The following is a 23,789-nucleotide window of genomic DNA, read 5'->3' on the forward strand; positions in this document are numbered from 1 at the left end:
CGTGGAACCGCTCATCGGCAGCGTTGGCCGCCGCCCCTGCGACGCGCGCGGCCGCGTTGGCCGGCTTCGTCGGCGTGGTGATGGCACTCATGACTCACGCTCCCAGAACGCCGAACCCGCAGCAGCCACGACGACGCTGCGGGCGTTGGACCTCTCGTTCCTCGACCCACCGTAAGCGGGCACCCCGCCGAACGCTCAACGGTGGGTCCGCAGCAGGCGGTCGCCGCTGAGAACAGCCGCTCATCGCAGACCGCGGCTCTCAGCTTCGGCCGCACGCTCCACCTGGTGTTCGGAGCGGGGCACGGGAGCGGTTCGTGTCTGCCCGGTCACCCGGCGACCGGGGTCCACTTCCACCAGGGGTAGTGGTACTCGCCCTGCTCGACCTGGAACCGCCGGCCGCAGTCGAGGCACTCGCAGACGCGGTCGGGCACCCACTGCCGGTCGTCGGGAACCGTCCGCACGACCCGGACGTGCCGGCGCCCGCTCTCCTTCGCCGGGTCGTAGAACTGGTGCGCGGGGTACGCCGCGCACAGGCACGTCCCGGCAGCGAAGAGCCGGACCCGGTCGAGCGCGTGCTCCAGGTTGGAGTGGTTGGACACGAGCAGGCCGCCGAGCTCGACGTCCGCGGTCGCCTCCTCGACGGCGGGCAGCGCGGGGACCAGCGGGGCCAGGACCTCGGGGTCACGGGTCCCGAAGACCGCCCACACCGAGGACAGGACGCGTTCGCCGTCGCCGGAGAGGAAGTCCGCGACGACCGGCGACACGCCACCTCCGGCGGGTGGCTCTGCCAGCCACCGCGCCGGCAGCACCACCACGGCGGCAGGGGTGCCGACCAGGGCGACGGCGTCGTCCCCGGACCGCCACCACACCACCTCGGAGTCGATGAAGCGGCTCGCACCGGCGCGGTGGCGCGTGCCCCAGCTCCGGTCGGCCAGGTCGAGGAAGGACGACGGCACGGCAGCAAGGGGCAGCACGTGCTGGTGGACGTCCGTGTGCCCGGCGAGCCCGTCGACCTCCCAATCGAGCCGCCCGTCGTCCGGCCACGGCAGCCCGGTCATCTGCTCGACCGCGGCCACCAGCTGCCCGGCGGTGACACCGGTCATCCAGCCGCGCCTTCGGCGAGCAGCGCGCGGTACCGGGCGCCGTGGTGCTCGTCCGGGGTCGGCGACACGGCCGGCTCCGGCAGGTCGTCGGGGTCGTCGGCGCTGATCGGGACGCCCTCCGCCCGGCACCGCGCGACCACACCGGCGTAGCCGTCGTCGGCCCACTGGCCGTACTCGTCGCTGAGGGCCTCGCTGAGGCTGCTGCCGCGGAGGAGCTCGAACTGGCCCTCGTTGTCGAGGACGACGACGGGCGCCGCGGTGAGCGGGAGGTGGCCCGGTCCGCGCCAGTAGCCGAACGCCCTGCCCTCGTCCTCGTCCTCGGCGACCCAGGTGACCAGCGCGGCCGTCTCCTCGATCGCCCTGGTGTTGGCGGCGACGTCGGGGTTCGCGAGGTCCGCGGCGGTCAGGTAACCGGTGTCCAGCGCCGCGGGCCGCTCGTCGTCCGCGAGCAGCCGCAGGCCCTCCGACCAGGGGTTGGGCTGACCCGCGTCCTGCCGGCGGCGCCACACGACGAGGTCTTCGGGAACCATCTGCGCACCTCTCGTAGGGGGACCGCAGTGTCGCACGGTGTACCCGATCCGGTGATCACCCGGATCGACTCGTGATCAATACGATCCGCTCACCCCCCCGGTGCTTCGAGATCAGGATGCGTGACCGAATGAGCCACCTCGCCAAGTCCTGCCGCGCCCTCGGCGTCGTCGTCGCGGCGCTCGTGCCCGCCGTTCCCGGTGCGGCCGCGGTCGCGGACACGCCCGTCGTGGCGTGCACGACGACGTCGACCTGGACGTACTCGCCCGGTGTCGTGCTGGTGCCGCGACCGCTGCGCACGTCGGTGCGGGACGAGTACACCTCGAGCACCGGTGTGGTCACGGGCGACACCAGCGAGTTCACCGTGGACCGCACCGCCGGGTGCCTGGAACCGCTCGCCGCCGTGCCGGAGAGCCGCGTGATCAGGTGGGCGGATGGGCGAACCAGCACGTTCACCTACACCGTGACCGTCACGTCCGCCCCCGGCGCCGACGTGGTCACCAAGACCGGCACGATCACCGGCGGCGTGTTCGCCGGGCGGTCCGCTCAGGCCGTGCAGGTGGCCCCCGCGATCGATCTCGCGCGGTGCCTCACCGCGGAAGGCATCACCCGGCAGTCGTCGGCCGGCACCTTCACCGTCCTCTGAGCACGCCGTGCCGACCATCAGTGGCGTGCCCCTCGACGAGGGCGTGCGGCTGTTACGCGCGCACGCGCCGCACCTGACGTGGCACGACCGGTCGCCGTTCCTCGGTGCGGTGGCCACGCCTGTGATCCCGTGGCTGCGCATCGCCCACCGGGACCACCGGCGCGAGGCGGACCTCCCGCCGCCCGCGCGACCGGCTGAACCGCACGGGCTCGCGGTGAGCTTCGCACCCGAGGACGGGATCGGCGCACACGCCTGGGCGGCTGCGGCGGGCCTGCGGCTGCTGGCCGCCGACCCGGCCGCCGTGGCCACCGCGGCCGACAAGATCACCTCGCTGGAGCTGTTCGCGGCGGCCGGTGCGGACACACCGCGCACGTGGGTCGTCGAGGGCGAGATCCCCGACGCCGCAACGGGTCCGCTCGTCGTGCAGCGCCGGGCGAACAACCTCACCGGCAAGGGCACGCGCCTGGTCACCACACCGCGGCAGCGCGCCGACGTGCTGCGCGAGTGGGCCGGTGAGGCGCTGCGGGTGTCGGCCCACGTCGACGGAGTCCCGGTGACGGTGAGCGGATGCGTGACGCGGCACGGCACGGTGGTGTCCGCGTTGTCCCACCAGCTGGTGGGCATCCCCGAGCTGACGCCGTACTGGGGCGCGCACTGCGGCAACCAGCTGATCGCCGACGACGACCTCCCACCCGGTGCCGCGGCGCGGTGCCGCGAGGTGGGCGCACTGGTGGGCGACCAGCTCGGCGGGCTGGGGTTCCTCGGCGCGTTCGGGCTCGACCTGCTCGTCACACCCGCTGCGGCCGTGCTGGCCATCGAGATCAACCCGAGGTTCCAGACGGTCGTGTCGCTGGTGCAGGCCCAGGAACGCGCCGCGGGACTGCTGCCCACCCTCGGCACGCACGTGCTCGCCGCGGTGGCGCCGTCACTGCCCGTCGAGGAGGTGCAGGTGCCGCACCTGGAGCTCAGCCAGCTCGTCGTCACCGCCGACCGCAGCGGTGTGCTGCGGGAGGGGGTCGAGGCGGGTGTGCACCGGCTCGACGGCGGCGTGCTGCACCACCAGGGCGACGGCGACCTCGTCGGCCTGCGGCCCGGCGAGGCGCTGCTGTGGCCGCACGCCCGTCCCGGTGACCGGGTCCGGCCGGGGGAGGAGCTCGTCCTGCTGCAGTGGCGCGGACCGGCAGCCGCCGTGCGGCCGGCTCCGGAGCTCACGGCCGAGGCGCGGGACTGGGTCAGGGCCGTGCGCCGCGCGGTGGTGGTCGACGATGGCTGACGAGGAGGGCTGGCTCGACCTGCCACCGGAGCGCATGCGCGAGCTCGGGCACCGGGTGGTCGACCTCGTCGTCGACCACCTGACCGGCCTGCGCGCCCAGCCGGTCAGAACACCGGCGGCACCGCACGAGCTGCGGCACGTGCTGGACGACCCCGTGCCCGAGCACCCGTCCGACCCCGGCCTGCTCGTCGAGTTCCTCGCCCACGAGGTCCTGCCGCGTTCGCTGCGGCTCGGGCACCCCGGCTGCCTGGCGTTCATCCCCAGCGCCGGCAACTTCCTCAGCGTGCTCGGCGACCTGCTCGCCTCCGGCTTCAACACCTCGCCCGGTGCGTGGCCGGTCGGCGCCGGACCCGCGGCCGTCGAGCTGGTGACCGCACGGTGGCTCGCGAGCCTGCTCGGACTGCCGGAGGGCGCGGGCGGCGTGTTCACCCCCGGTGGTGCGCTCGCCAACCTGACGGCGATCGCCGCCGCGCGCGACGACCGCCTCGGCACGAACGCGACGGGCGGCGTCCTCTACTGCTCGGACCAGATCCACCCCGCCGTGCTGCGCGCCTGCCACGTCCTCGGGCTGCGGCGGGACCAGGTGCGGCTGCTGCCGGCGCTGCGCGCGGAGCCCGTGCGGCACGCGGTCCACGCCGACCGCGCCGCCGGACTGCGCCCGTTCCTGGTGCTGGCGACGGCGGGCACGACCGCGACCGGCGCGATCGACCCGCTGCCCGAGCTCGCCGCGCTGTGCCGGGCGGAAGACCTGTGGCTGCACGTGGACGGCGCCCACGGTGCCGCCGCGGCACTGACCGACCGCGGCCGCGCCGCCCTGCGCGGCCTGGACGAGGCCGACTCGGTCGTGGTCGACCCGCACAAGTGGCTGTTCCAGCCCTACGAGATCGGCTGCGTGCTGGTGCGCGACCCCGAGGTGCTGCGCAGGGCGTTCACCGTCGACCGCTACCGCGCCGGTGCCGACTACCTCAGCGTCTCCCGGCCCGCAGCCGCCGAGACGAACCTGTCCGACCACGGCGTGCAGTTCACCACCGCCGCCCGCGCGCTGAAGCTGTGGTTGTCCCTCAAGGGTTTCGGCGTGGCCGCCTTCCGCGCCGCCGTCGACCACGGCCTCGACCAGGCCGAGCACGTCGCCCGCCGCGTCACCGCCAGCAGGGACCTCGAACTGGTGGCGGGCCCGAGCCTGGGGATCGTCTGCCTGCGCCACCGCGGCGGTTCCGACGAGCTCCAGGCGGCGATCTGCGCCGCCGTCAACGAGTCCGGCAGCGCGTTCGTCACGACGACCACTGTGGACGGCCGGCTCGCGGTGCGGCTGTGCACGATCAACCCGCGCACCACCCGGGCCGACCTCGACGCCGTGCTCACCGCGATCGAGGCCGCCGGACGGAGGTCCTGAGCGACGGTTGCAGCGGCAGGATGCCCACGTGGTAGGCCAGTGCGACCGCGTGGGCGCGGTCGTGGGCGCCGAGCCGCCGCCGGATCTCCCGGACGTGGGTGCGCACCGTGGTCACGGCGATGTCCAGGACGTGGGCGATGTCCTCGTCCACCTTCCCCTCGGCGACCAGTGCGAGGGTCTGGCACTGCCGTGAGGTGAGCACGTCGTGCCCGGTGCCGGACGGGTGCGGGCCCGGCGCGTTGAGGGCCAGCAGCAGCCCGGGGTCGATGTAGTGGCCGGCCGGAGCCGGCTGGAGGATCGCGCGGATCATCCTCGACGCGTCGGTCTCCCTGCTGAGCAGGCAGTGCGCCCCGGCCGCCCTGGCGATGCGCACGGAGGCGGGGGTGTGGTCGCGTTCGCGGAGCAGGACCGCCACCCGCAGCCTCGGGTTGGTCGTGACGAGCTCCTCGGTCAGCCGGCCCTGCGGGTCGATCGCGCTGTCCAGCAGGACCACGTGCGGGAGCGTGGTGCGCACGCTGTCGCGGATGACGTCGGGGTGGTCCGTGCCGCCGGCCCACTCCAGGCCGATCGTGCGCTGCACGACCGTGCGCAGGCCTTCGCGGAACACCGGGGTCGCATCGGCGGCCAGGACCCGGCAGATGGCGGCGGTGGTGTGCATCGACGTCACGTGAGCTCGCCGAGCGCACGCGTCGGTAGGCCGTTCAGTGTGGTTCCGCCTAGGCCGTGAGGGTGAATCAAGAAGTAGGGGACCACACGACTGTAGTGGTGACCGAGTCGCGTTCTCGCTGCGTTGACCTGTGCGTTCAGTCGTTCAGGTGAAGAAGTGACACGTCCGGGTCGGTGATCTGCCCGGTCGACACCTGCGGCCCGTGCTCGGACGTCAGTCGTCGTAGGGGTCGTCGGCCGGTGAGTGGTCGTCCCAGTCCGAGGCCAGCTCCGGGTCGATGATCGCGAAGCGGGTGCCGAGCGGGTCGGCCAGCACCGCGACCTGACCCAGCGGCGAGGGGTAGGGCTGGAACCGCAGCCGCGCCCCGGCCGTGCGGGCCCGGTGCAGCGTCTCGGCGAAGTCCAGACCGGGCGGCACGGCGAAGTGCGCGATCCACCGCGGCGGCACGGTCGCCGGGGTGTCCGGCGCCATCCGCACCCGGCCGATCACCGTGTCCCCGCCGGTGGAGTACACGACGTGGTCGACGGCTGTGCCGTCCCCGACCTGCCGCTGCCGGAAGTCGAAGAGCGCGCCGTAGAACGGATCGGCCTGGCGGGGCGCGCGCGTGACGAACTCCAGCCACACGAGCGCACCCGGCACCCCGGCGGTGAACCCCCAGCCGTCGGCGACGGGCTGGGCGAGCCCCACCGTCGCCCCGCTCGGGTCGTCGACCAGGACCTTGGCCACGAGACCGGGCAGGACGTGCTGCCGGGTCTCCAGTGCCGTGCCACCGAGCCGCCGCACCCGTTCGCCCGCGGCGGCCAGGTCCGCGACGGCCAGGTAGGGCGTCCAGTCCAGCGTCGCGCGCTCCAGCGGCCGGACGCCGCCCACCGGTTCGCCGTCCAGGAGGGCGATCGCGTAGTCCTCGCCCGCGCCGTCCTTGATCCAGTGGTACCGCCAGCCGAACACGGACCCGTAGAAGGCCGTGCTGCGCTCGGTGTCGGTCGTGGCCAGCTCCACCCAGCACGGGTGTCCCGGTCGGATGATCATGGAAGTTGTCGGCTCCTGTGGGGCGTCAGCGGCTACCGGACTGCGGTGCGGGCAGGGTCACCGCTTCCCGCGCGTGCCCTGCCAGGCGTGGACGACGACCAGCACGGGGAAGACGGCGAGAACGGCGACGCCGAGCACGATGAGCACGACCGACCCGAGCGTGACACCACCCACCAGCACCGCCAGGCCCACGACGTCGGCCAGCACGAGCAGGACGGCGAACATCGCCTTGCGGGACAGCCGCTGGTGCGGCGGGGGCTTGCGGGTCAGCCTGGCGGCGAACCGCGGGTCCTCCTCGGCGAGCTGCCTCTCGATCTCCTTGAGCTGGAGCCTCTCCTTCTCGGGGAGTTCCACCGGGACACCTCCTGTTCTCGCAGGTGCTGTGCGCGCTCGGCGGCCGGGTCCGTGCCGACCGCTCGCGGTGGAACTTGTTCCGGCAACCACCCTCCTGTGTACACGAGTCGGCTCGTGCGCTGGTCAGGGCGGGCACGGCCCGTGCGGGCTCACGAAGTTCCGAGCAGGGCCGCCTCCAGCCGGGGCACCGCGACACCCCACCGCCGGGCCTCCGCCACGGCGTCGCGGACGATCTCCCGCGGCTCGGCGGCGCTCGCGTCCCAGTGGGTCCGGAAGCTGGCACGGGCCGGCGGGAAGTGGGCGACCAGCCACGCGAGGACGCTTCCCGTCAGCCAGGCGGGCGCGCGGAGCCCCAGCACGGCCACCCGGTGCCGGCGCAGGTCGATCCCGCGCGCCTCCAGCACCGGCAGCAGCTCGCGACCGGTGCGCAGCGCCTCGCGGAAGGCACCCGGCACGCCGACCAGGTCGGCGAGCGCACCCCTGCGCAGCGCCTGCGCGTGCAGACCGGCGTCCACCGCGAAGTGCAACCACAGCCAGCCGCGGAGGTCCTGCCGTTCCCGCGGGCGGAACCCGGCCGCGCGGAACACCTGGCGCACAACCAGTTCACGCTCGGTGGGCGGCGCGCCGAGCGTGCCGAAGACGACCGGCGGCAGGAGCACCCCGCGCAGCACGCCGTCCGCGCCGAACGCGCCGCCGAAGCCGGGAAAGCCCCACGCGAGCCGGTCGAGGGGAAGCGGCTCGACCGCCTCCTCCGGTTCCTCCCAGACGTTGCCGAGCACCAGCACGGTCGCGCCGCCGACACGTGGCGCCAGGAACTCGGCGGCCTCCGCCAGCCGGTGGTGGGGCACGCTCAGCACGACGAGGTCGTAGTCGTGATCGGCCGCCAGCTCCTCCCGCAGGCGCACCGGCCACCGCTGCTCGACCCGCCGCCCCCACGGCCGCCGCCGCGCGTCGACGAGCTCCAGCCGCACCGCGTCCCCGTACTGCGCCGCGCGCCCCGGCCGCACGTAGAACTCCACGTCGTGGCCCGCCTGCTCCAGCGCCCAGCCGCAGCCGGTGCTGATCGCGCCACGACCGAACATGAGGATCTTCACTGCACACCCCGTGGAGTACGATAAAACGGAGACTATCTCCACTTCGAAGATATGGAGACGGTCTCCACTTGTCAACGAGAGGCACCGCGTGAACACCGCCAAGCCGCTGCGCGCCGACGCCCGGCGCAACCGGGACGCCCTGGTCGCCAAGGCCAGGGAGCTCTTCGCCGACGGCAGCTTCTTCGACCTGCGCTTCGACGACTTCGCCCGCCTCGCCGGCGTCGGCACCGGCACGCTGTACCGCCACTTCCCGACCAGGGAGGCACTGGCCGAGGCCGTCTACCGCGGCGAGGTCGCCGCGCTCTGCGACCGCGTCCGCGACCTGCGGGCCCAGCTCCCCGCGGCGGACGCGCTGGCGGCGTTCCTGCGCGGCATGGTCGAGTACGTGGACGCCCACCGGGGCCTGGCCCGCACGCTGGCCACGCTCATGGCCACCCGTTCCGGCGCACTGGCGGAAGGCGGCCTCGCGCTGGAACAGGCCGTCGTCGAGCTCGTGCGGGCCGGGGTGGCGGAGGGCACCGTGCGGGACGACGTCGAGCCCAGCGCCGTCATGATGGCGTTGCACGGCATCACCGCGGCGCACGACCGTCCTCATTGGCGTGCCGAGGCCGACAGCGTGGTCACCGTCGTGCTCGCCGGCCTGAAGCCCCGGTAGTGCTGTGCCAGGTGGCTGCCGTGTGTCATTTCCTCTTGTGGACGTCCGGCTTCACTTCGCGTCGAGACGGCCGATCCGCGCGTTGAGGTAGCGCTGCTCGGGTTGGCTCGCCGTGAGACGGGCCGCCTGGCGGTAGCTGTCGAGCGCACCGGGCAGGTCGCCGGTCATCTCCACCAGGTGCGCGCGTACGGCGTGAGTGCGGTGGTGCCGCCTCGTCACGGGATCGTCGAGCAACGGACCGAGGAGGGCCAAGCCGTCCTCGGGGCCGAACGCCATCCCGACCGCGACCGCCTGGTTGAGCGTCACGGCCGGACTGGGAGCCACCTGCGCCAGCATGGCGTAGAGCAGGGTGATCTGCCGCCAGTCGGTGTCCTCCCAGCTCTCGGCCTCCGCGTGGACGGCGGCGATCGCGGCCTGCAGCTGGAACCTGCCGACGTGTCCGCGCGGCAGCACCCGTTCCAGGATTCGCACGCCTTCGGCGATCCGCCGGCGGTCCCACCGGGACCGGTCCTGCTCCGCGAGCGGCACGAGGTTCCCGTTCTCGGTCCTGGCAGCCGCGCGGGCATGCGTCAGGAGCATCAACGCCAGTGCGCCGGCGACCTCGTCGTGGTCGGGTACGACCGCGTGCAGCTGCCGGGTGAGGCGGATGGCTTCCTCGGCCAGCGGCGAGTCGACCAGTGCGTCACCGGTGGAACGCGTGTGCCCTTCGGTGAACATCAGGTGGCAGACGTCGAGCACGGCGGCGACGCGCGCGGGCAGGTCGGCCGGGGCCGGGAGCCGGAACACCGCACCCGCCGCCCGCAACGTGGAGCGCGCCCTGGTGAGGCGTTGCGTCATCGTGCGCTCGGGAACCAGGTACGCGGCGGCGATCTGCGCCGTGCTCAGCCCGCCGACGGCGTGCAACGTCAACGCGACCTGCGAGGACCGGCTCAGACCCGGGTGACAGCACAGCAGCAACAACCGCAAGGTGTCGTCGGCTTCGTCGTGCGGTGACCGGTCGGCGGCGGGGGAGAGGCGGGCGTCGGCGGGAAGTGCGGCGCTGAGGGCGTTCTCCCGCGCTGTCCGCGCGTCGTCGGTGCGCATCCGGTCGATCAGCCGCCGGGACGCGACCCTGATGAGCCAGCCGCGGGGGTTGCCGGGCACGCCGTCCCGGTCCCACTGCCGCGCCGCCGCCTCGGCTGCCTCCTGCGCCGCGTCCTCGCAGTCGCCCAGGTCGCCGTACCGGTGCAGCAGGGCGGCGAGGACGTGCGCGGACTCCTGCCGCCACACGTCCTCGACCACCTGTGCGGTCACTGGTCGGAACCTCCCGGCCCCATCGCGGGACGCAGCTCGACGGTCTCACCAGGACCGCTGAACCGCGCCGCGATCTCCTCCGCGCGCTCCTGGCTCTCCACGTCGACGAGGAAGAACCCGGCCAGGTGCTCCTTGGCCTCCGAGTACGGGCCGTCGGTGACCAGGGGCTTGCCGTCGCTCCAGCGGTAGAGCCGTGACGACTCGGGCGCTCCCAGCGCCTCACCGCCCAGCAGCTCGCCCCTCTCCTGCAGGTCCGCGAGCATGGCCGCGAAGTCGGCGTTCATCCGTTCCCGCTGCTCGTCCGGCATGACCCGGTACTCGGGCAGGTGGTCGGAGGTCGGGTGCCCCCACGGCTGCGGGTTGGAGTGGATCATGATCACGTACTTCACCATCGGCCCCTTGGTCTTCGTCGTGGACGCAGCCGGTCGGCCCCATCCTCGCCTGGGACGTCGGAGCCGTGCGCGCTGTGTCGACATCCCGTCGGAGAAAATCTTCCGGGATGACGGAGGACCTGCCCGTCGACCTCACTCGTCGCGAATCCTCAGCCCAGGGCGCGGCCCGCCCACCAGTTCCCGGGCGAGTCGGGGTCCGTGCTGGTCCAGTAGTCCACGCACGCCCGGACGAACTCCTCCGCCGTCAGCACCCCGTCGCTGTCGAGGTCGAGGTGGTGGAACGCCTCCGCCGACTCCTCGTCGGTCAGGTCCGGGAAGTGCCCGTGCTGGAACTTCCGGAACTCTTCCGGGCTGACGTTGCCGTCCGCGTCGGTGTCGGCGATCGCCAGGAACGCCTTGGCGAGCGCTCCCACGGTTGCGGAGGCGGCCTGCGGGTCATCGGCGAGACTGCCGGTGGAGGCGAGGAACTGCTCGCGGCTGATGGCCTGGCCGCCGCCGGGGATGTGGGGTGCGTGCAGCTCGCGCCAAATGCCCAGGTAGGCGTCCACGATGCGCTGCTCCTCCGCCGAGCCGGACGCGTGGCCCAGGGACTCGGCGGTGCGGCGGCCCATCAGGACGTGGTCCTGCTCGGTCAACAGACCGTCGCCGTCCACGTCCAGCTGGGCGAAGCCGTGGTCGATCTTGGCTTTGAGCAGGTCGGTGAGAGGCACTGCATCCTCCGGACTGGTGTGGTGGGTACTTGAGCTCGCTCAGAACATCGGAAAGTCGGGCACAGCCGGATAGCCCCGATCGGGTCGGGTCGGGTCACTGCCCGTGCCGGCGCGGTCACACGGTGCCGCGCCAGTGCTCGGGTATGGGTTCGGGGTGGATCGGCTCGCCGCAGACCCTGTCCCGGTAGAACCAGCGGTGGAACTCGTCGGGCTCGACGATGCGGTTCTGGTAGCCGCGGTGGTTGTCGATGTCGTCCTGCGCGGTCCTGTGGGTGGTGCGCAGCTGGTGACGGCGGAGGCAGAGCTGGTAGTCCATGCGGTGCAGGTGGATCAGGTACAGGTTCGGGTCGGGGTTGGTGGCCTGGTCGGCGCGTTCGTGGAAGCCGCCCAGCCAGGTCATCGGTATCCGCGCCAGCAGGGGCTTGGAGTACAGGGGGTTGGAGAACCAGGTCGAGCGCTGCTCCAGCACACCGCGTCCGGCGTCGAAGGGTGCTTCGCTGTTGTGCTGGTGCAGGACCTCCCAGCCGGTGCAGTTGACGAAGTCCTGGTCGAACTGGTCGATGTAGCGGCTCAGGTCGCCGTAGCGCGGGTCGGGGGTGACGATCTCGTCGACGTCGGTGCTGAGCACGACGTCGTAGCGGTCGACGAGGTCGTGCTGGTGTTGCTGGACGATGTCGCGGTGCCAGTCGCTGCTGAACTCGTCGTGGTGGATCGGGATGCGCGTGAACCGGTCGTCGGGCGGCAGGCCGGGTGCGGGCTGGTGTTCCAGGACGTGGATGTCCTGCGGTGCGAAGAACCGGGAGTAGTAGTCGAGCCAGATCGGGAAGAAGTCAGGTTCGTCGCGGACCAGGGTGACCACGGCCCGGCTGTTGCGGCGGTGTGCGACTGGGCGCAGGCACCAGCGTTGCTGTGGTCCGTGCCAGAAGTCGAACTGGGCCAGCCGGGGCTCGTGACCGGAGTCGGCGTCCCACAGGTCCAGGTACTTGCCGCTGGCCAGGTTCGCCAGGGCGTGGCAGCCCGAGCGCAGCGGCACCAGCCGCCACAGCTGGTGCTGACCGTTCTCCCGTCGTTCCTCCAGCACCACCTCGGCGCCGTTGTGCCCGGCGGCGCCGGCCACGGACAACACCAGCCCGCTCGCGGTGTTCTCCACCACGACGGTGTGACGGCTTTCCGCCGTGCGGCGCAGCCTCCACCGCTGCGCCGGTGCGGTGTTGTCGGGCCAGGTCTGGCGGATCCGCGGGCCATCGGCCGTCAGGGCCTTGCCGCTGGCGCCGTTGACCAGCGCGAGGTGGGCGTCGTCCTGGGGAGTCATCTCAGATGCGCTCCAGGACCCAGTGCTGGTTGTGGTGCTCGTGGTAGGTGGGGTAGTCGCCCCAGTAGCTCTGCTGGGTCACCCGTGCGTCGGGGTCCAGGCTCTGGTTGCGGACGTCGAGGACCTTGCCGGAGTGCAGGTTCTGGATGCGGAACACCGACCCGCCCTGGGACGCCCCGGCGGGGATGAACAGCCACTGCTTGTGCGTGCCGCTGGGATCGGACCGGGTGAGCACCTCGGCGCCGTTGTCCATCGACATGCCGACCACCTCCAGGTAGCGGTCACGGGCCGGGTCGCAGTTCTTCATGTGGTAGCCGCCGCCGGGGACGGGCACCAGCTGCCATCCCACGGCCGGGATGCCGCTGTCGACGTTCTGGTCGACGTTGGCGCCGTCACCGGTCCAGTTCGGATCGTCCAGCTGCAGGTACAGGCCGCTCAGGGTGCAGCGGATCTTGTAGCTGCCGGTCAGGTCCGGCACGGTGATCTTCACCTGGGTGGAGCCGGTCCGCACGCCGTCCACGACCACGTCGACCGCGCCCTGCACCGTGATCGCCCGGGTCACCGGGGCGGCGGCAGTTGCCGTGGCCCTGGGGAACTCCAGCGCGAAGTCCAGGGTCTGCGGCTGTGTGCCGGGGAAGGGGCCGTAGCCGGCGGGCGAGACGTGCACGAACGGCGCGATCGTGGTGTCGGGAACGAAGCTGACGCTGCCGATGGTGGTGATGCCCGTGGTGCCCAGGGTGATGATCGTGTCGACGATCGTGGCGGGGGTGATGCCGTCGGTGTAGGTGCCGCCGGTGGCGGCGGCGACCCGGCTGCCCTGCCCGGCGGTGCCGCCGATGCTGCAGTTGCCCTGGTAAGGGGCGCCGTTGGACAGCGGCACCGGGTCGACGTCGAGCCCTGGTCCGCTCGACCCGGAGGGGGTGCTGATCACCAGCACGGCGATGCCCTCGGCCTGCAGCTTGGAGATCACCGAGTGCTCGGTGATGGTGTGGGTCAGACCGGACACGGCCTGGCAGATCGGATCGTGCCCCGGGGCGTCGCCGACCCAGAGGATGATCCGCTTGGCGTCGGCACGCCAGCCGATCGTGCCGCCGGGAGGCTGGGCGAGGTGGTCCAGGGCGAAGAACTGACCTTCGGCGACGGTGGTGCCGCCGGCCACGGTCCAGGCGTGGATGGCGCCGGCGGCGGCCGGGGAGCTGGAGGTCAGCGAGACCTGGTGGTGGAAGCGCTGGGTGACGGGGTAGTCCAGGTCCCGGTAGTTGCCCACACCGAACTGCACGTCCGCGCCGACCTGGCCGGCCGCGGTGACCAGCCTGGTGAGGATTTCCTCCACCCTGGCGCGGACCGCGTCGATGATGCTGGTCATGCTGCCGGTGCTGTCGGCGAGGAAGTACACGTCGATCTTGGGGATCGCGCCGGTGGCGGGCAGCTGCACCTGAACCTGTTCGTGATGGCTGTCCGACGAGTTCGGGTTGATCGAGAGCTCGATGTCGGACGGAGTCGGCGGTGTGGTGATGGGCATGCTGGGGCTGCTCCTTCTTCCGCTGTCGGGTCGTCAGGTGGTCGCAGATCCGTGATCGGCGGCGCGGTCTCGGTTGAGGGGGACCGTGAGTTCGGTCGGCCAACCCGGATGTCGGCGTGTCGACCGTCGGCGGTCCTTCTCCGGAGGGCGGCCGGAGCCGGTGGGCATCACGGTCCGCGGCCGCACCGGTCCGGCGCGTGGTGCGCGGGAGGCGCTGTGTCAGAGGCGTTCCAGCCGCCAGTGCTGGTTGTGGTTCTCGTGGTAGGCGGGGTAGTCGCCCCAGTAGAAGTACTGGAACACCGGCGCGTCCTGCTGCGTGCTGCCGCCCTGGATGTCGAGGACCTTGCCGGTGTGCAGGTTCTGGATGCGGAACACCAGGCCGCCCGCACCGGAGGAACCCGCCGGTATGAGCAGCCATTCCTTGTGCGGGCCGCTGGGGTCGGACCGGGTGAGGACCTCGGCGCCGTCGTCGAAGGACATGCCGACCACTTCCAGGTAGCGGTCGCGGGCCGGGTCGCAGTTCTTGATGCGGTAACCGCCGCCGGAGACCGGCATCAGCTCCCAGTGCTGAGCGGCCAGGCCGGTGTAGGTGTTCTGGTCGACGTTGGCGCCGTCACCGGTCCAGCCGGGGTCGTCGAGTTGGAGGTACAGGCCGCTGAGCGTGCTCTGGATCTTGTACTGCCCGGCCAGGTCGGGCACGGTGATCTTCACCCGGGTCGAGCCGGTCCGCACCCCGTCCACGACCACGTCGACATCGCCTTCCACCGTGACCTCCTGGGTCACCGGCGTACCGGAGACGGGTGTCGCGGCGGGGAACTCCAGCTCGAAGTCCAGCGTGCCGGGATGGGCGCCGGTGAAGGGACCGTGACCGCCGGCGGGGTGGACGCGCACGAAAGGCGCGATCGCCGTGCCCGGCACGAGGCTGACGTTGCCCAGCGTGGAGATGCCCGCGGTGCCGAGGTTGATGATCGTCTGCACCACGGTGTCAGGGGTGATCCCCTCGGTGTACGTGCCGCCGGTCGCGGCGGCGATGCGCGAACCCTGGCCGGCCAGACCGCCGAAAGCGCCGCAGAAGCTCTCGTACACGCCTCCACCGGAGGACAGGGGAACCGGATCCGCGTTCAACCCCGAACCCGGCCCGCTGGGGCCGGTGCTGATCGCGAGCACGAAGATGCCCTGCGCCTGGAGCTTGGCGGTGACCGACGCCTCGGTGATGTCGTAGGTCAGGCCGGACAACCCCTGGCAGATCGGGTCGTGCCCCGGCATGTCGCCGATCCAGACGACGATCCGCTTGGTGCCGGCACGCCAACCGATCGACCCGCCGGGGGGCTGCGCGAGCTGGTCCAGCGCGTAGAACTGGCCCTCCGCGTGGCTCCAACCACCACCGGCGGCGCTCCAGGCCCGGATGCCGTTGGCCGCAGCCGCGGTGCTCGTGCCCAGGGGGACCTGACTGCGGAAGCGATCGGGTTGCGGGTCCTCCATGTCCTTGTAGTTCCCGACACCGAAGTTCACGTCCGCGCCGACCGCGTTCGCGGCGGTGATCAGCCTGTTCAGGATCTCCTCCACCCGCGCGCTGACCGCGCCGATGATGCCGCCCATGCTGCCGGTGCTGTCGGTCAGGAAGTACGCGTCGATCTTCGGGACCACCCCGGAGCCGGGCAGCTGCACCAGCACCTGCTCACGGTGGCTGTCCGGTGAGTCGGGGTTGGTCGACAGTTCGACGTCGGACGGGGAAACCGGTGTGGTGACGGGCATGGCGTAGTGCCTCCTCGACCAGGCCTTGAGACCGCTTCGTGACTGCGGACCTCTGACCGAGGATTACAACGTCGATCTCACAAAGGAATAGGCAAACCGGCCGGTCAACCCGAAGGTGTGCGTTTCCGTCATCTGCAACACCCTGTCGCGGGAATCACCTGTGCAGGGCATCGACAACGCTCCGGACGCTCCCGGGAGCACGCCGGTGGTCCGCTCTCCTTCGGCCAGGCAGGTGATTCGGTGTCGTATTCGGTGAGCTCGGACCACGACGTCCAGTTTCGCGGTCACGGTTGGTGACGACGCTTTCTGATCGCGGTCCCACCTGATCGAGGTATCGCTACCCAGCGGCTGAACCGGCAATGCTGTGTAGTAGGACGCGACGTGGGGAGGGTTATGTCCTTGCTGGCCAGCACCGGAATCGGTGCGGTCCTGTTGACGGTGTCGGCATTGGTTCGAATCGGATTGGGGACACCCTCGAATGAGGGCGGAAGACGCACACCTGAAGCTGACCGAAGGCGAACGGAAGACGGTCACGGGCCATTTCGAGGAAAGGGCGTGGTCGCACTTCCCGAGCAGCGTGTCGTTGGTGATCCCGGCACACAACGAGGAGGCGTCAATCGCGGGGACAATCAAATCCTGCCGCGCGCAGAGCCATCCGATTGACCAGATCATCGTGGTCGCGGACAACTGTTCCGACCGCACCGCCGACATCGCTCGCGGTCTGGGCGTGGTCGTCATCGAAGGAAAAGGCGGGTCTAAGGCGGCGGCGCAGAACATGGCCCTGCCCAGGATCACCAGCGACGCCGTCGTCGCGCTCGACGCCGACGCCACCCTGTCCCCTCGCGCGGTGGAGCAGATGATGGCCACCCTGCGCCGCGGCTACGCCGGAACCTGCCCCTCGGCCATGCCCCGCGACACCGACACCCCCTACAGCCGCTACCGCACGCTCTACCACGCCATCGCCAACGGCTGGATCCGGCCACTCCAAGACGTGTTCCACCGGCAGTTGGTCCTGAGCGGCATGGCCAACTGCCACCGCACCGACGTGCTGCGCGAGGTCGGCGGCTACCCCGACGACAACATCACCGAGGACTTCAACCTCACCTGGACCCTGCACCGCCTCGGTCACCGCGTCGCCTTCACCCCCGAAGCGTTCGTCTACACCGGCGAACCCACCTCACTGTCCGAGCTGCTCTCCCAGATGCACCGCTGGACCGCCGGGTTCGCCCAGACCATGGTCAAACACCGTGCTCCCGTCATGGACGGCGGAGCGTTCATCATCGTCGCCTCCCAGGTCGTCGACTCCCTCGTCGGCGGCGTGGCCATCTGCACCCTGCCCCTCTACGTGGCCCGCCACGGCGTGGTGCGCGGGCTGCGCAGCTGGTGGAGTCCACTGTGGATCGTGGTCACCGTCGCCTCGGTCGCGGTCGCGGTCCGGCAGCTCGGATGGCGCACCACGGTGAAATGCCTGCCCAGCTGGATCGTCCTGCAAAACCTCACCGGACCGCTGAACGCCTGGTGGCTGTTCCGCGAGTGGGTCCTGGGCCGCAGCCTGACCACCTGGACCGGCCGCCACGGCCGACGACCCGCGCTGACCCCGGTCACCACACGTCGGAAGGCAGTGCTGATCGCGGCCGCCGTCGCCGGCGCGCTGCTCGGCGTGCGGTCCTGGCGGCGCTCAACCGACCCGGCGCCGCAACGGCGTCGGCAGCGATGAGACGACACCGTGCAGGGCGGAGGCCGGGAACCTGTGGCGGAAGCCGTCCAGCTCCCACTGGCACGCCTCGGCCGCACGCCGCAGCAACCTCGCCCGCCCCGCCTGTCCGTGAGCAGGGCGCGTGGCCCGGTCGGACCAGGTCCTGACCGCGGCCTCCGCCAGCATCGATGCCCCCGCCGCCGCGAATCCCGCGTACCGCCGCGCGCCACGTCCCTCCGGCACCTCGCCCACCACGCGGTGCAGCACCCGCCGCACCGCCTCCGCCGTCACCGCCTGCGCCAACCAGTTCACCCCGACCTCGGCCGCCGCCGAACCACCCCGCCCCGTGCGCCGGGCCCGTTCGGCGGCCACCTGCAGCACCGGCGCCAGCGCCGACCACAACGGCACCACCGCCTGCCGCCCTGGTTCCTCGCCGACGACGCTGACCGGGATCAGCCCGACCGAGCCGGGCGCGTTGCGCCACCCCGATGACCGCCGTGCCGCCGCCGCGAAACCGGGCACCTCCGCCAGCGCGTCACGAACCTGCTCCAACGTGGCACGCCCCTCCAGCAGGTCCCACTTGGTCACCACGAACCGCACGACCTTGCCCCGGCCGGCGGCCAGCTTCCACACCCCGGACATGGTGTGCTCGAAGAACGCGCGCTCACCGCCGAGCAGGGCCGCGACCCGCGCGCCGTCCAGGACGCACAGCACCGCATCAGCCCTGCGGACGCGCGCGGCCAACGTCCGGCTCACCGGATGCCCGTCCACCGTGACGCACGAGCCGTCGTAGTCGACCAGTCCCACCTCGTACAACGGCTCCCCGTCGTCACACCACGCCTCGAAGCACAGTTCCGCCCACGCGTCGCGATCGGTGGCCGCGGGCCAACCCGACCCGTCGGCCCGCACCAAGCCCCACGTCTGGTCCAACCTCAAGGTGGTGGTCGGATCCGCGCTGAGCACGGGGACCGCGTCAGACGAGTGCGTGTCGAGCCCTTGCTTCATCGCGGCCAGCAGACATGTCTTGCCGGAGCCGGCCGGACCGATCGGAACGATGTCGATGAACGGCACGATCGGCACCGTAACGACTTTGGCCGGGGACGGCAGCCCTCGGCGCCACCGCACCGCTCACCCTCCGCTTTCGCCTACACGCCAACCGGGTTCGATCGGTGGGCAAGACGGCGAAGACGACACCGAACAGGCATGCCGCTGCCGCCCGGTGGCGACTTCCGGCGCGTGGCTGATCACCCGAGAGGCGGAAGCCTTGCTTGAGAGGGCGATCCGCCCTGCTCGGGCGTCTCAAGCTGAATTCCCTCTGCGGAAAGTGCGGCAGTGAGGGAGCTTTCAGAAGGCGGTCGAGTCGGTCGGCCTCAGCCAGTCGATGTGTACGCTATCGGTAACACGCCCAGCCTTGCGCGTGGTTCTGCTCAAGTACCGCATACGCCTCTCCGCCGTACTGCAACCTGCAGGCGTGGTTGAGGTCCATGTCCCGCACGGCGTAGGTCGCCCAGCCGAAGGGCGGGCCCACCCACATCGAGTCCACGCAGCGCCATCCCCTCGCGTGGTTCTCCACCAGGTAGGCGATGCTGGCGTCCCCCGGATTGACTGTTCTCTGACAGTAGGCGCCCAGGTCGATGCCGCCGAGGCGAGTGGCCGCCGACGCCGACGGAGCCATGCCGGCCAATCCTGACGTGACCACGACCGTGACGGCCGCTGCGCTCAACCACTTCCGTACACCCACGTCAGCCCCATCTCGTCGCCTTGTCGTCCCGCCTTTTAGCGGACCGGAAGCAAGTCTGCCCCTCGTCAGGCACGAACTGGACGAAACGCCGAATTTGTCCTGTAACTGTCCACAGCGTGTCCCCAGGCACCAACCGCTGCACCTGCTCCGGCCCCAACGGCTGCCAGGTCTGCCCTGGAAGCAGTCCTCATAGCACGGTCCTATCGGTGTTCGGCATGAACGTTGGCCATCGCGCTGTGTGACGCTGCGCACACGGAACGGTCCCTGCCATAGCCGTCACGGTCGTGCTCGAGCGACCGATGTTGAAGGACAAGCCATGACATCATTGAGAATTCGACGATGCGTGTGGACGACCCTGCTCGTCGTCATCGTCACGCTGGGTTGCAGCACCAGTGCCGGATCTGCCGGTGCGGCGCCGGCTTCCGGCACTGCGGAAAGCAGCAACCGAGCGCAAGCGCCTGCCCCTGTCGGCCGCCCGCTGGCGGCCGGTGATCGACATGTCGCGAAGACCCCGCTGCCGGTCGATGGACGGGCACCGAGGCCGGCGTTCGAGGCCGAGTCACGGCGCGACTACAACGCGCCGGAGGAAGTCCGCGCTCCTAAGCCGCCCTCGATGCGCGATCGCCGATCCGCGGCGGCCGTGTGCAGCGTCGCCGACTTCACCAGCCGAACCGGCGTGGCGCTGGTCGACAAGATCCGGAGCTCGACGACCGACTGCGTGAACTCCCTGTTCAACCTCACCGGATCGGATGCCTACCACGCGTTCCGTGAAGCACAGATGGCCAGCGTTGCCCATGGGTTGCGCGACAACGGAACGACGTATCCCGGGAACAACTCGACGGGCACGGCGCAGCTGGTCCTGTACTTGCGGGCCGGGTACTACGTGCACTGGTACAACCAGTCCACGGTCGGGACGTACGGCCCGGCCCTGCAGACGGCCATCCAGGCCGGTCTGGACGGGTTCTTCGGCAGTTCGCGGGCTTTCGAGGTCAGTGACGCCAACGGCGAGGTGTTGGCCGAGGCGATCACGCTGATCGACAGCGCCGAACAGAACGCGCGCTACCTGAACGTCGTCAAGCGGATGTTGACGGGCTACAACACCTCGTACGACGCCTCCTGGTGGATGCTGAACGCGGTCAACAACGTGTACACCGTCCTCTTCCGGGGGCATCAGGTTCCGGAGTTCGTGTCGGCGGTGCAGCGCGACACCAGCGTGCTGGACACGTTGTACAACTTCGCGTCGAGCCACCTGGGGCTGCTCTCCGGGCAGCAGGGCTACCTCACGTCCAACGCGGGCCGGGAGCTCGGGCGGTTCTCGCAGTACTCCTCGCTGCGCGTGACCGTGCAGCCCAAGGTCAAGGGCTTGCTCGGCATGTCGTCGATCACGGGTCCGACCGCGCCGCTGTGGGTCGGGGTGGCGGAGATGACCAATGCCTACGACAAGCCGAACTGCGCTTACTACGACACCTGCGATCTGCAGGCCCGGTTGATGGCCGCGGTGTTGCCGATCACCCACCGGTGCAGTGCGTCGCTGAACATCCGGGCCCAGGAGATGACCAGCGCGCAACTGCGTGACACCTGTGTGAGTCTGGCGAACCAGGACGCCTACTTCCACAACGTGGTCAGGGACCCAGGTCCGGTGGCCAACGACTACAACACGACGCTCGAGGTCGTGGTGTACGACTCCAGCAAGGACTACCAGACCTACGCGGGTGCGCAGTTCGGCATCGACACCAACAACGGTGGCATGTACCTGGAAGGCAATCCGGCCGCGTCGGGCAACCAACCGCGGTTCATCGCCTACGAGGCGGAGTGGCTGCGCCCGCAGTTCGCGATCTGGAACCTCAACCACGAGTACACCCACTACCTCGACGGTCGGTTCAACATGTACGGCGACTTCGGCGCCGGAACGACCACGCCGACGATCTGGTGGATCGAAGGGTTCGCCGAGTACATCTCCTACCACTACCGCAACATCAACTACGACGCCGCGATCACCGAGGCCGGGCGGCGCACCTACGCGCTGAGCACGCTGTTCGACACGACCTACTCCCACGACACCACACGCGTGTACCGGTGGGGCTACCTCGCCGTGCGCTACATGCTCCAGTCCCACCCCGCCGACATGACCGCGGTGCTCAACCACTACCGCGCCGGCAACTGGAACGCCGCGCGCACCCTGCTCAAGAACACCATCGGCACCCGGTACGACACCGACTGGTACACCTGGCTGTCGGCCTGCGCGGCCGGCAACTGCGGCGGAGGCGGCGGCGGAAACCGGGCCCCCGTGGCGGAGTTCACCAGCACCGTCACCGGTCGCACGGTCACCCTCACCGACCGCTCCACCGACGCCGACGGCACCATCGCCTCCCGCCGGTGGGACTTCGGCGACGGAACCACCTCCCCCGCCACCAACCCGACCAAGACCTACACCGCCGACGGCACCTACACCATCGCCCTCACCGTCACCGACAACAGCGGTTCGACGGCGACGACCTCCAGGCAGGTCGCCATCGGCAACGGCGGCGGCACGGCCGAATGCACGGGCAGCGACCTGCGTGCGCTCGGCAAGAACTGCCAGCGTTCCAACAGGTCGGTCAGCAACGGCGACTACGACTACCTCTTCCTGTCCCTGCCCGCGGGCGCGCCGCAGCTGCGGATCACGGCCTCGGGCGGAACCGGCAACTGCGACCTGTTCTTCAGCCCCAGCTCGTGGGCGACCACCGCGAACGCCACTCAGCGCTCGGTCGGCGGCGACAACACCGAAGCGATCACCGTGAGCAACCCGTCCTCCGGCTACGTCTACATCAGCCTGAAGGGCGAGACCGGCTGCTCGGGCGTCACCGTGGCAACCCAGTACTGACCGATCACCACCTGCCCGACACCATCACCGGTTGAGGCTGCGGCTCGGCGGGAACGCGTTCCGCCGAGCCGCACCTCCATCACCCGGGAAGAACGGCGAAGTCGAGTGGTTCCTGGACAACACCACCCCATCGTGTCGTAGTCCGGTGTTTGATTCGGCAGTACGGTCGAACCGAGGACGGCCGCCTCCTACCAGCTCAGGACGAAGACGGTGAGTGAGGGGTTCGGTCATGGCTTTGGACGTGCTCGACCTGTTGAAGGACGGGTTGCCGGAGAGTTCGGCGCCGAAGCGCCGAGTCGCGGTGGTCGGTGCCGGGATGGCGGGCTTGACGGCCGCCTTGCTGCTCAAGGAAGCCGGGCACGAGGTCACCGTCCTGGAAGGACAGAACCGGTTGGGTGGGCGCATCCTCACCCACCGCGGGTTCGCGGGCGACATGTACGGCGAGTTCGGCGCGATGCGCTTCCCGGAGCAGCACCCCTTGGTGCAGTGGCTCATCAAGGACAAGTTCGGCCTCGCGACCAAGCCCTTCCCGATGTACGACGAGGACACGTTCATCTACCTGCAGGGCAAAGGCGTGCGGCGGCGCGACTTCGACGCGACCTCGTTCAACTTCGACCTGTCCACTGCAGAGGCCGACAAGGCACCGCACGAACTGCTGCGGCACACCGTGCAGCCGCTGATCGACCTGATGGAGAGCGAGGGGCCGGACAAGGCCTGGCAGAAGATCCTCGTCGACTACGACAAGTACACGCTGCTGGGCTACCTCAAGGAGCGCGGGCTCGGTGACGGCGCGCTGTCCATGCTCGGCCCGCTGTTCAACCTGGAGGGTCGCTACCACTTCTCGCTCGTCGAGTGGTTCTCCCACTACTACGAGGACGTCTTCGGCGATCTCACGTACATAGTGGACGGAGCAGAGTCGCTGCCCCGCGCGTTCGAGCCGTACCTGATGGACGACATCCGGCTCGGCGCGCAGGTGCACGGCATCGACCAGGACGAGAACGGGGTGCGCGTGCACTACCGCTCGGGTCGCCGATCGCACACCGTCGTCGCGGACGAGGTGGTGGTGACCGTGCCGTTCGCGGCCCTGCGGCACATGGAGATCCAGGGCCTCGACCCGGACAAGTGGTACGCGATCCGCAACACCTACTACGGCCGCGCGCACAAGCTGTTCATGCAGTTCAGCGAGCGGTGGTGGGAGAGCGCGTACGGCATCACGCACGGGCTCACGGTGACCGACCTGGCCATCCGCAACATCGTCTACCCGCCGGCCGGCCAGGACCCCCGCTACCGCAAGGGTGTGATGATCGCGTCCTACTGCTGGGAGCAGGACAGCATGCCCTACACGCCGCTGGCCGGCGAGGAGAGCGTGCAGCAGGCGCTGGAGGACCTGGTCAAGATCCACCCGGAGGCGCGGGACACCTTCGAGTTCGGCGTCTACAAGGACTGGGCGCTGGACTGGTACGCGTGCGGCATCGGCCCGCTGTTCCGCGCGTTCGAGATGAGCGAGGGCTTCTACGAGGACGTGATCCGGCCGGTGGGCCGGGTGTGGTTCGCCAACGACGCGTGCGACCGCCGTCACCGCCGCTGGGTGGAGGGCGCGCTCAAGGCCGCGGTGAAGAACGCCTTCGCCATCAACGAGGGGCTGCGCGACGAGGTGCCCTGGAAGGACTAGCTTGAGTTTTAACCTCTGAGCTGCTGGGTGGGACCCTGGTTGATCATGAGTGAAGCCCTTGGTTGATCATTCCTCTTGCGACAGAAAGAAG

At 70.6% G+C, this 23,789-nt stretch carries 20 protein-coding genes; 7 read left to right on the top strand and 13 right to left on the bottom strand.

What is annotated here, in order from left to right; genetic code table 11:
- Positions 1 to 326 precede the first annotated feature (326 nt).
- Complete coding sequence (locus tag ACZ7CD_RS39840; protein ID WP_470381012.1) at positions 327 to 1,103, bottom strand: hypothetical protein; 777 nt, start codon at positions 1,101 to 1,103, stop codon at positions 327 to 329.
- Positions 1,100 to 1,633: a hypothetical protein gene (locus ACZ7CD_RS39845; RefSeq protein WP_360400579.1), complete on the bottom strand. Its 534-nt coding sequence runs from the start codon at positions 1,631 to 1,633 to the stop codon at positions 1,100 to 1,102. Before ACZ7CD_RS39845 ends, ACZ7CD_RS39840 begins: the two co-directional genes overlap by 4 nt.
- A gap of 116 nt (positions 1,634 to 1,749) precedes the next feature.
- Between ACZ7CD_RS39845 and ACZ7CD_RS39850 the strand changes: the two genes are divergently transcribed.
- Genes ACZ7CD_RS39850 through ACZ7CD_RS39860 form a run of 3 tightly spaced genes read left to right on the top strand, consistent with a single transcriptional unit; the run spans position 1,750 to position 4,943 of the window.
- The gene (locus tag ACZ7CD_RS39850) at positions 1,750 to 2,277 is read left to right on the top strand and encodes a hypothetical protein (protein ID WP_470381013.1); all 528 of its coding nucleotides are present in this window, start codon (positions 1,750 to 1,752) and stop codon (positions 2,275 to 2,277) included.
- Positions 2,278 to 2,302: 25 nt separating this feature from the next.
- On the top strand, positions 2,303 to 3,550 hold the full coding sequence (locus ACZ7CD_RS39855; protein ID WP_470381014.1) for an ATP-grasp domain-containing protein: 1,248 nt from the start codon (positions 2,303 to 2,305) through the stop codon (positions 3,548 to 3,550).
- The gene (locus ACZ7CD_RS39860; protein ID WP_470381015.1) at positions 3,543 to 4,943 is read left to right on the top strand and encodes a pyridoxal phosphate-dependent decarboxylase family protein; all 1,401 of its coding nucleotides are present in this window, start codon (positions 3,543 to 3,545) and stop codon (positions 4,941 to 4,943) included. Before ACZ7CD_RS39855 ends, ACZ7CD_RS39860 begins: the two co-directional genes overlap by 8 nt.
- On the opposite strand, the gene ACZ7CD_RS39865 is transcribed toward ACZ7CD_RS39860, so the two are convergent.
- The 4 genes from ACZ7CD_RS39865 to ACZ7CD_RS39880 form a co-directional block, all read right to left on the bottom strand.
- A complete protein-coding gene (locus tag ACZ7CD_RS39865) occupies positions 4,909 to 5,601 on the bottom strand; it encodes a response regulator transcription factor (RefSeq protein WP_470381026.1) in 693 nt (230 codons plus the stop codon). The genes ACZ7CD_RS39860 and ACZ7CD_RS39865 overlap by 35 nt on opposite strands.
- Before the next feature lie 222 nt (positions 5,602 to 5,823).
- Positions 5,824 to 6,639, bottom strand: a complete 816-nt coding sequence (locus ACZ7CD_RS39870) for a VOC family protein (protein ID WP_470372396.1) — start codon at positions 6,637 to 6,639, stop codon at positions 5,824 to 5,826.
- A 57-nt stretch (positions 6,640 to 6,696) separates the two neighbouring features.
- The gene (locus tag ACZ7CD_RS39875; protein ID WP_470381016.1) at positions 6,697 to 6,993 is read right to left on the bottom strand and encodes a DUF3040 domain-containing protein; all 297 of its coding nucleotides are present in this window, start codon (positions 6,991 to 6,993) and stop codon (positions 6,697 to 6,699) included.
- Between the two features lie 149 nt (positions 6,994 to 7,142).
- A complete protein-coding gene (locus ACZ7CD_RS39880) occupies positions 7,143 to 8,087 on the bottom strand; it encodes a ketopantoate reductase family protein (protein ID WP_470381017.1) in 945 nt (314 codons plus the stop codon).
- 88 nt (positions 8,088 to 8,175) lie between these two features.
- Here ACZ7CD_RS39880 and ACZ7CD_RS39885 point away from each other — a divergent pair, with 88 nt between their 5' ends.
- A complete protein-coding gene (locus ACZ7CD_RS39885) occupies positions 8,176 to 8,742 on the top strand; it encodes a TetR/AcrR family transcriptional regulator (protein ID WP_360400554.1) in 567 nt (188 codons plus the stop codon).
- Positions 8,743 to 8,793: 51 nt separating this feature from the next.
- Here ACZ7CD_RS39885 and ACZ7CD_RS39890 read toward each other — a convergent pair whose 3' ends face one another.
- From ACZ7CD_RS39890 to ACZ7CD_RS39915, 6 genes are all read right to left on the bottom strand, one after another.
- Complete coding sequence (locus tag ACZ7CD_RS39890; RefSeq protein WP_458432923.1) at positions 8,794 to 10,035, bottom strand: RNA polymerase sigma factor; 1,242 nt, start codon at positions 10,033 to 10,035, stop codon at positions 8,794 to 8,796.
- Positions 10,032 to 10,424, bottom strand: a complete 393-nt coding sequence (locus ACZ7CD_RS39895) for a YciI family protein (RefSeq protein ID WP_470381018.1) — start codon at positions 10,422 to 10,424, stop codon at positions 10,032 to 10,034. Before ACZ7CD_RS39895 ends, ACZ7CD_RS39890 begins: the two co-directional genes overlap by 4 nt.
- 152 nt (positions 10,425 to 10,576) lie before the next feature.
- Entirely contained in the window at positions 10,577 to 11,137 is a 561-nt protein-coding gene (locus tag ACZ7CD_RS39900; protein WP_470381019.1) for an EF-hand domain-containing protein, read from the bottom strand.
- Positions 11,138 to 11,252: 115 nt separating this feature from the next.
- A complete protein-coding gene (locus tag ACZ7CD_RS39905) occupies positions 11,253 to 12,449 on the bottom strand; it encodes an RICIN domain-containing protein (RefSeq protein ID WP_470381020.1) in 1,197 nt (398 codons plus the stop codon).
- 1 nt (position 12,450) lies between these two features.
- Positions 12,451 to 13,971 (bottom strand): RICIN domain-containing protein, encoded by a 1,521-nt coding sequence (locus ACZ7CD_RS39910; protein ID WP_470381021.1) that lies wholly within the window; start codon positions 13,969 to 13,971, stop codon positions 12,451 to 12,453.
- Positions 13,972 to 14,190: 219 nt separating this feature from the next.
- Entirely contained in the window at positions 14,191 to 15,726 is a 1,536-nt protein-coding gene (locus ACZ7CD_RS39915) for an RICIN domain-containing protein (protein WP_470381022.1), read from the bottom strand.
- A 478-nt stretch (positions 15,727 to 16,204) separates the two neighbouring features.
- Here ACZ7CD_RS39915 and ACZ7CD_RS39920 point away from each other — a divergent pair, with 478 nt between their 5' ends.
- A complete protein-coding gene (locus ACZ7CD_RS39920; RefSeq protein ID WP_470381023.1) occupies positions 16,205 to 17,443 on the top strand; it encodes a glycosyltransferase family 2 protein in 1,239 nt (412 codons plus the stop codon).
- Here the strand turns inward: ACZ7CD_RS39920 and ACZ7CD_RS39925 are convergent.
- The gene (locus ACZ7CD_RS39925) at positions 17,405 to 18,493 is read right to left on the bottom strand and encodes a P-loop NTPase family protein (protein ID WP_470381024.1); all 1,089 of its coding nucleotides are present in this window, start codon (positions 18,491 to 18,493) and stop codon (positions 17,405 to 17,407) included. The two genes, ACZ7CD_RS39920 and ACZ7CD_RS39925, sit on opposite strands and share 39 nt — an antisense overlap.
- 1,013 nt (positions 18,494 to 19,506) lie before the next feature.
- Between ACZ7CD_RS39925 and ACZ7CD_RS39930 the strand changes: the two genes are divergently transcribed.
- Both ACZ7CD_RS39930 and ACZ7CD_RS39935 read left to right on the top strand, forming a co-directional pair.
- Positions 19,507 to 22,026 carry a collagenase gene (locus ACZ7CD_RS39930; RefSeq protein WP_470381025.1) on the top strand — a complete coding sequence of 840 codons (2,520 nt, stop codon included), beginning with the start codon at positions 19,507 to 19,509 and terminating at the stop codon, positions 22,024 to 22,026.
- Positions 22,027 to 22,255: 229 nt separating this feature from the next.
- Positions 22,256 to 23,698 carry a flavin monoamine oxidase family protein gene (locus ACZ7CD_RS39935; protein WP_360400524.1) on the top strand — a complete coding sequence of 481 codons (1,443 nt, stop codon included), beginning with the start codon at positions 22,256 to 22,258 and terminating at the stop codon, positions 23,696 to 23,698.
- The last annotated feature ends 91 nt before the right edge of the window (positions 23,699 to 23,789 follow it).

This window comes from Lentzea sp. NPDC036949 (assembly GCF_055608075.1).

Coding starts and splice junctions, on each gene's coding strand:
- ACZ7CD_RS39840 (WP_470381012.1), bottom strand. CDS start 1,103: ATGACCGGTGTCACCGCCGGGCAGCTGGTGGCCGCGGTCGAGCAGATG.
- ACZ7CD_RS39920 (WP_470381023.1), top strand. CDS start 16,205: ATGAGGGCGGAAGACGCACACCTGAAGCTGACCGAAGGCGAACGGAAG.
- ACZ7CD_RS39935 (WP_360400524.1), top strand. CDS start 22,256: ATGGCTTTGGACGTGCTCGACCTGTTGAAGGACGGGTTGCCGGAGAGT.
- ACZ7CD_RS39845 (WP_360400579.1), bottom strand. CDS start 1,633: ATGGTTCCCGAAGACCTCGTCGTGTGGCGCCGCCGGCAGGACGCGGGT.
- ACZ7CD_RS39865 (WP_470381026.1), bottom strand. CDS start 5,601: ATGCACACCACCGCCGCCATCTGCCGGGTCCTGGCCGCCGATGCGACC.
- ACZ7CD_RS39910 (WP_470381021.1), bottom strand. CDS start 13,971: ATGCCCATCACCACACCGCCGACTCCGTCCGACATCGAGCTCTCGATC.
- ACZ7CD_RS39850 (WP_470381013.1), top strand. CDS start 1,750: ATGCGTGACCGAATGAGCCACCTCGCCAAGTCCTGCCGCGCCCTCGGC.
- ACZ7CD_RS39870 (WP_470372396.1), bottom strand. CDS start 6,639: ATGATCATCCGACCGGGACACCCGTGCTGGGTGGAGCTGGCCACGACC.
- ACZ7CD_RS39860 (WP_470381015.1), top strand. CDS start 3,543: ATGGCTGACGAGGAGGGCTGGCTCGACCTGCCACCGGAGCGCATGCGC.
- ACZ7CD_RS39915 (WP_470381022.1), bottom strand. CDS start 15,726: ATGCCCGTCACCACACCGGTTTCCCCGTCCGACGTCGAACTGTCGACC.
- ACZ7CD_RS39905 (WP_470381020.1), bottom strand. CDS start 12,449: ATGACTCCCCAGGACGACGCCCACCTCGCGCTGGTCAACGGCGCCAGC.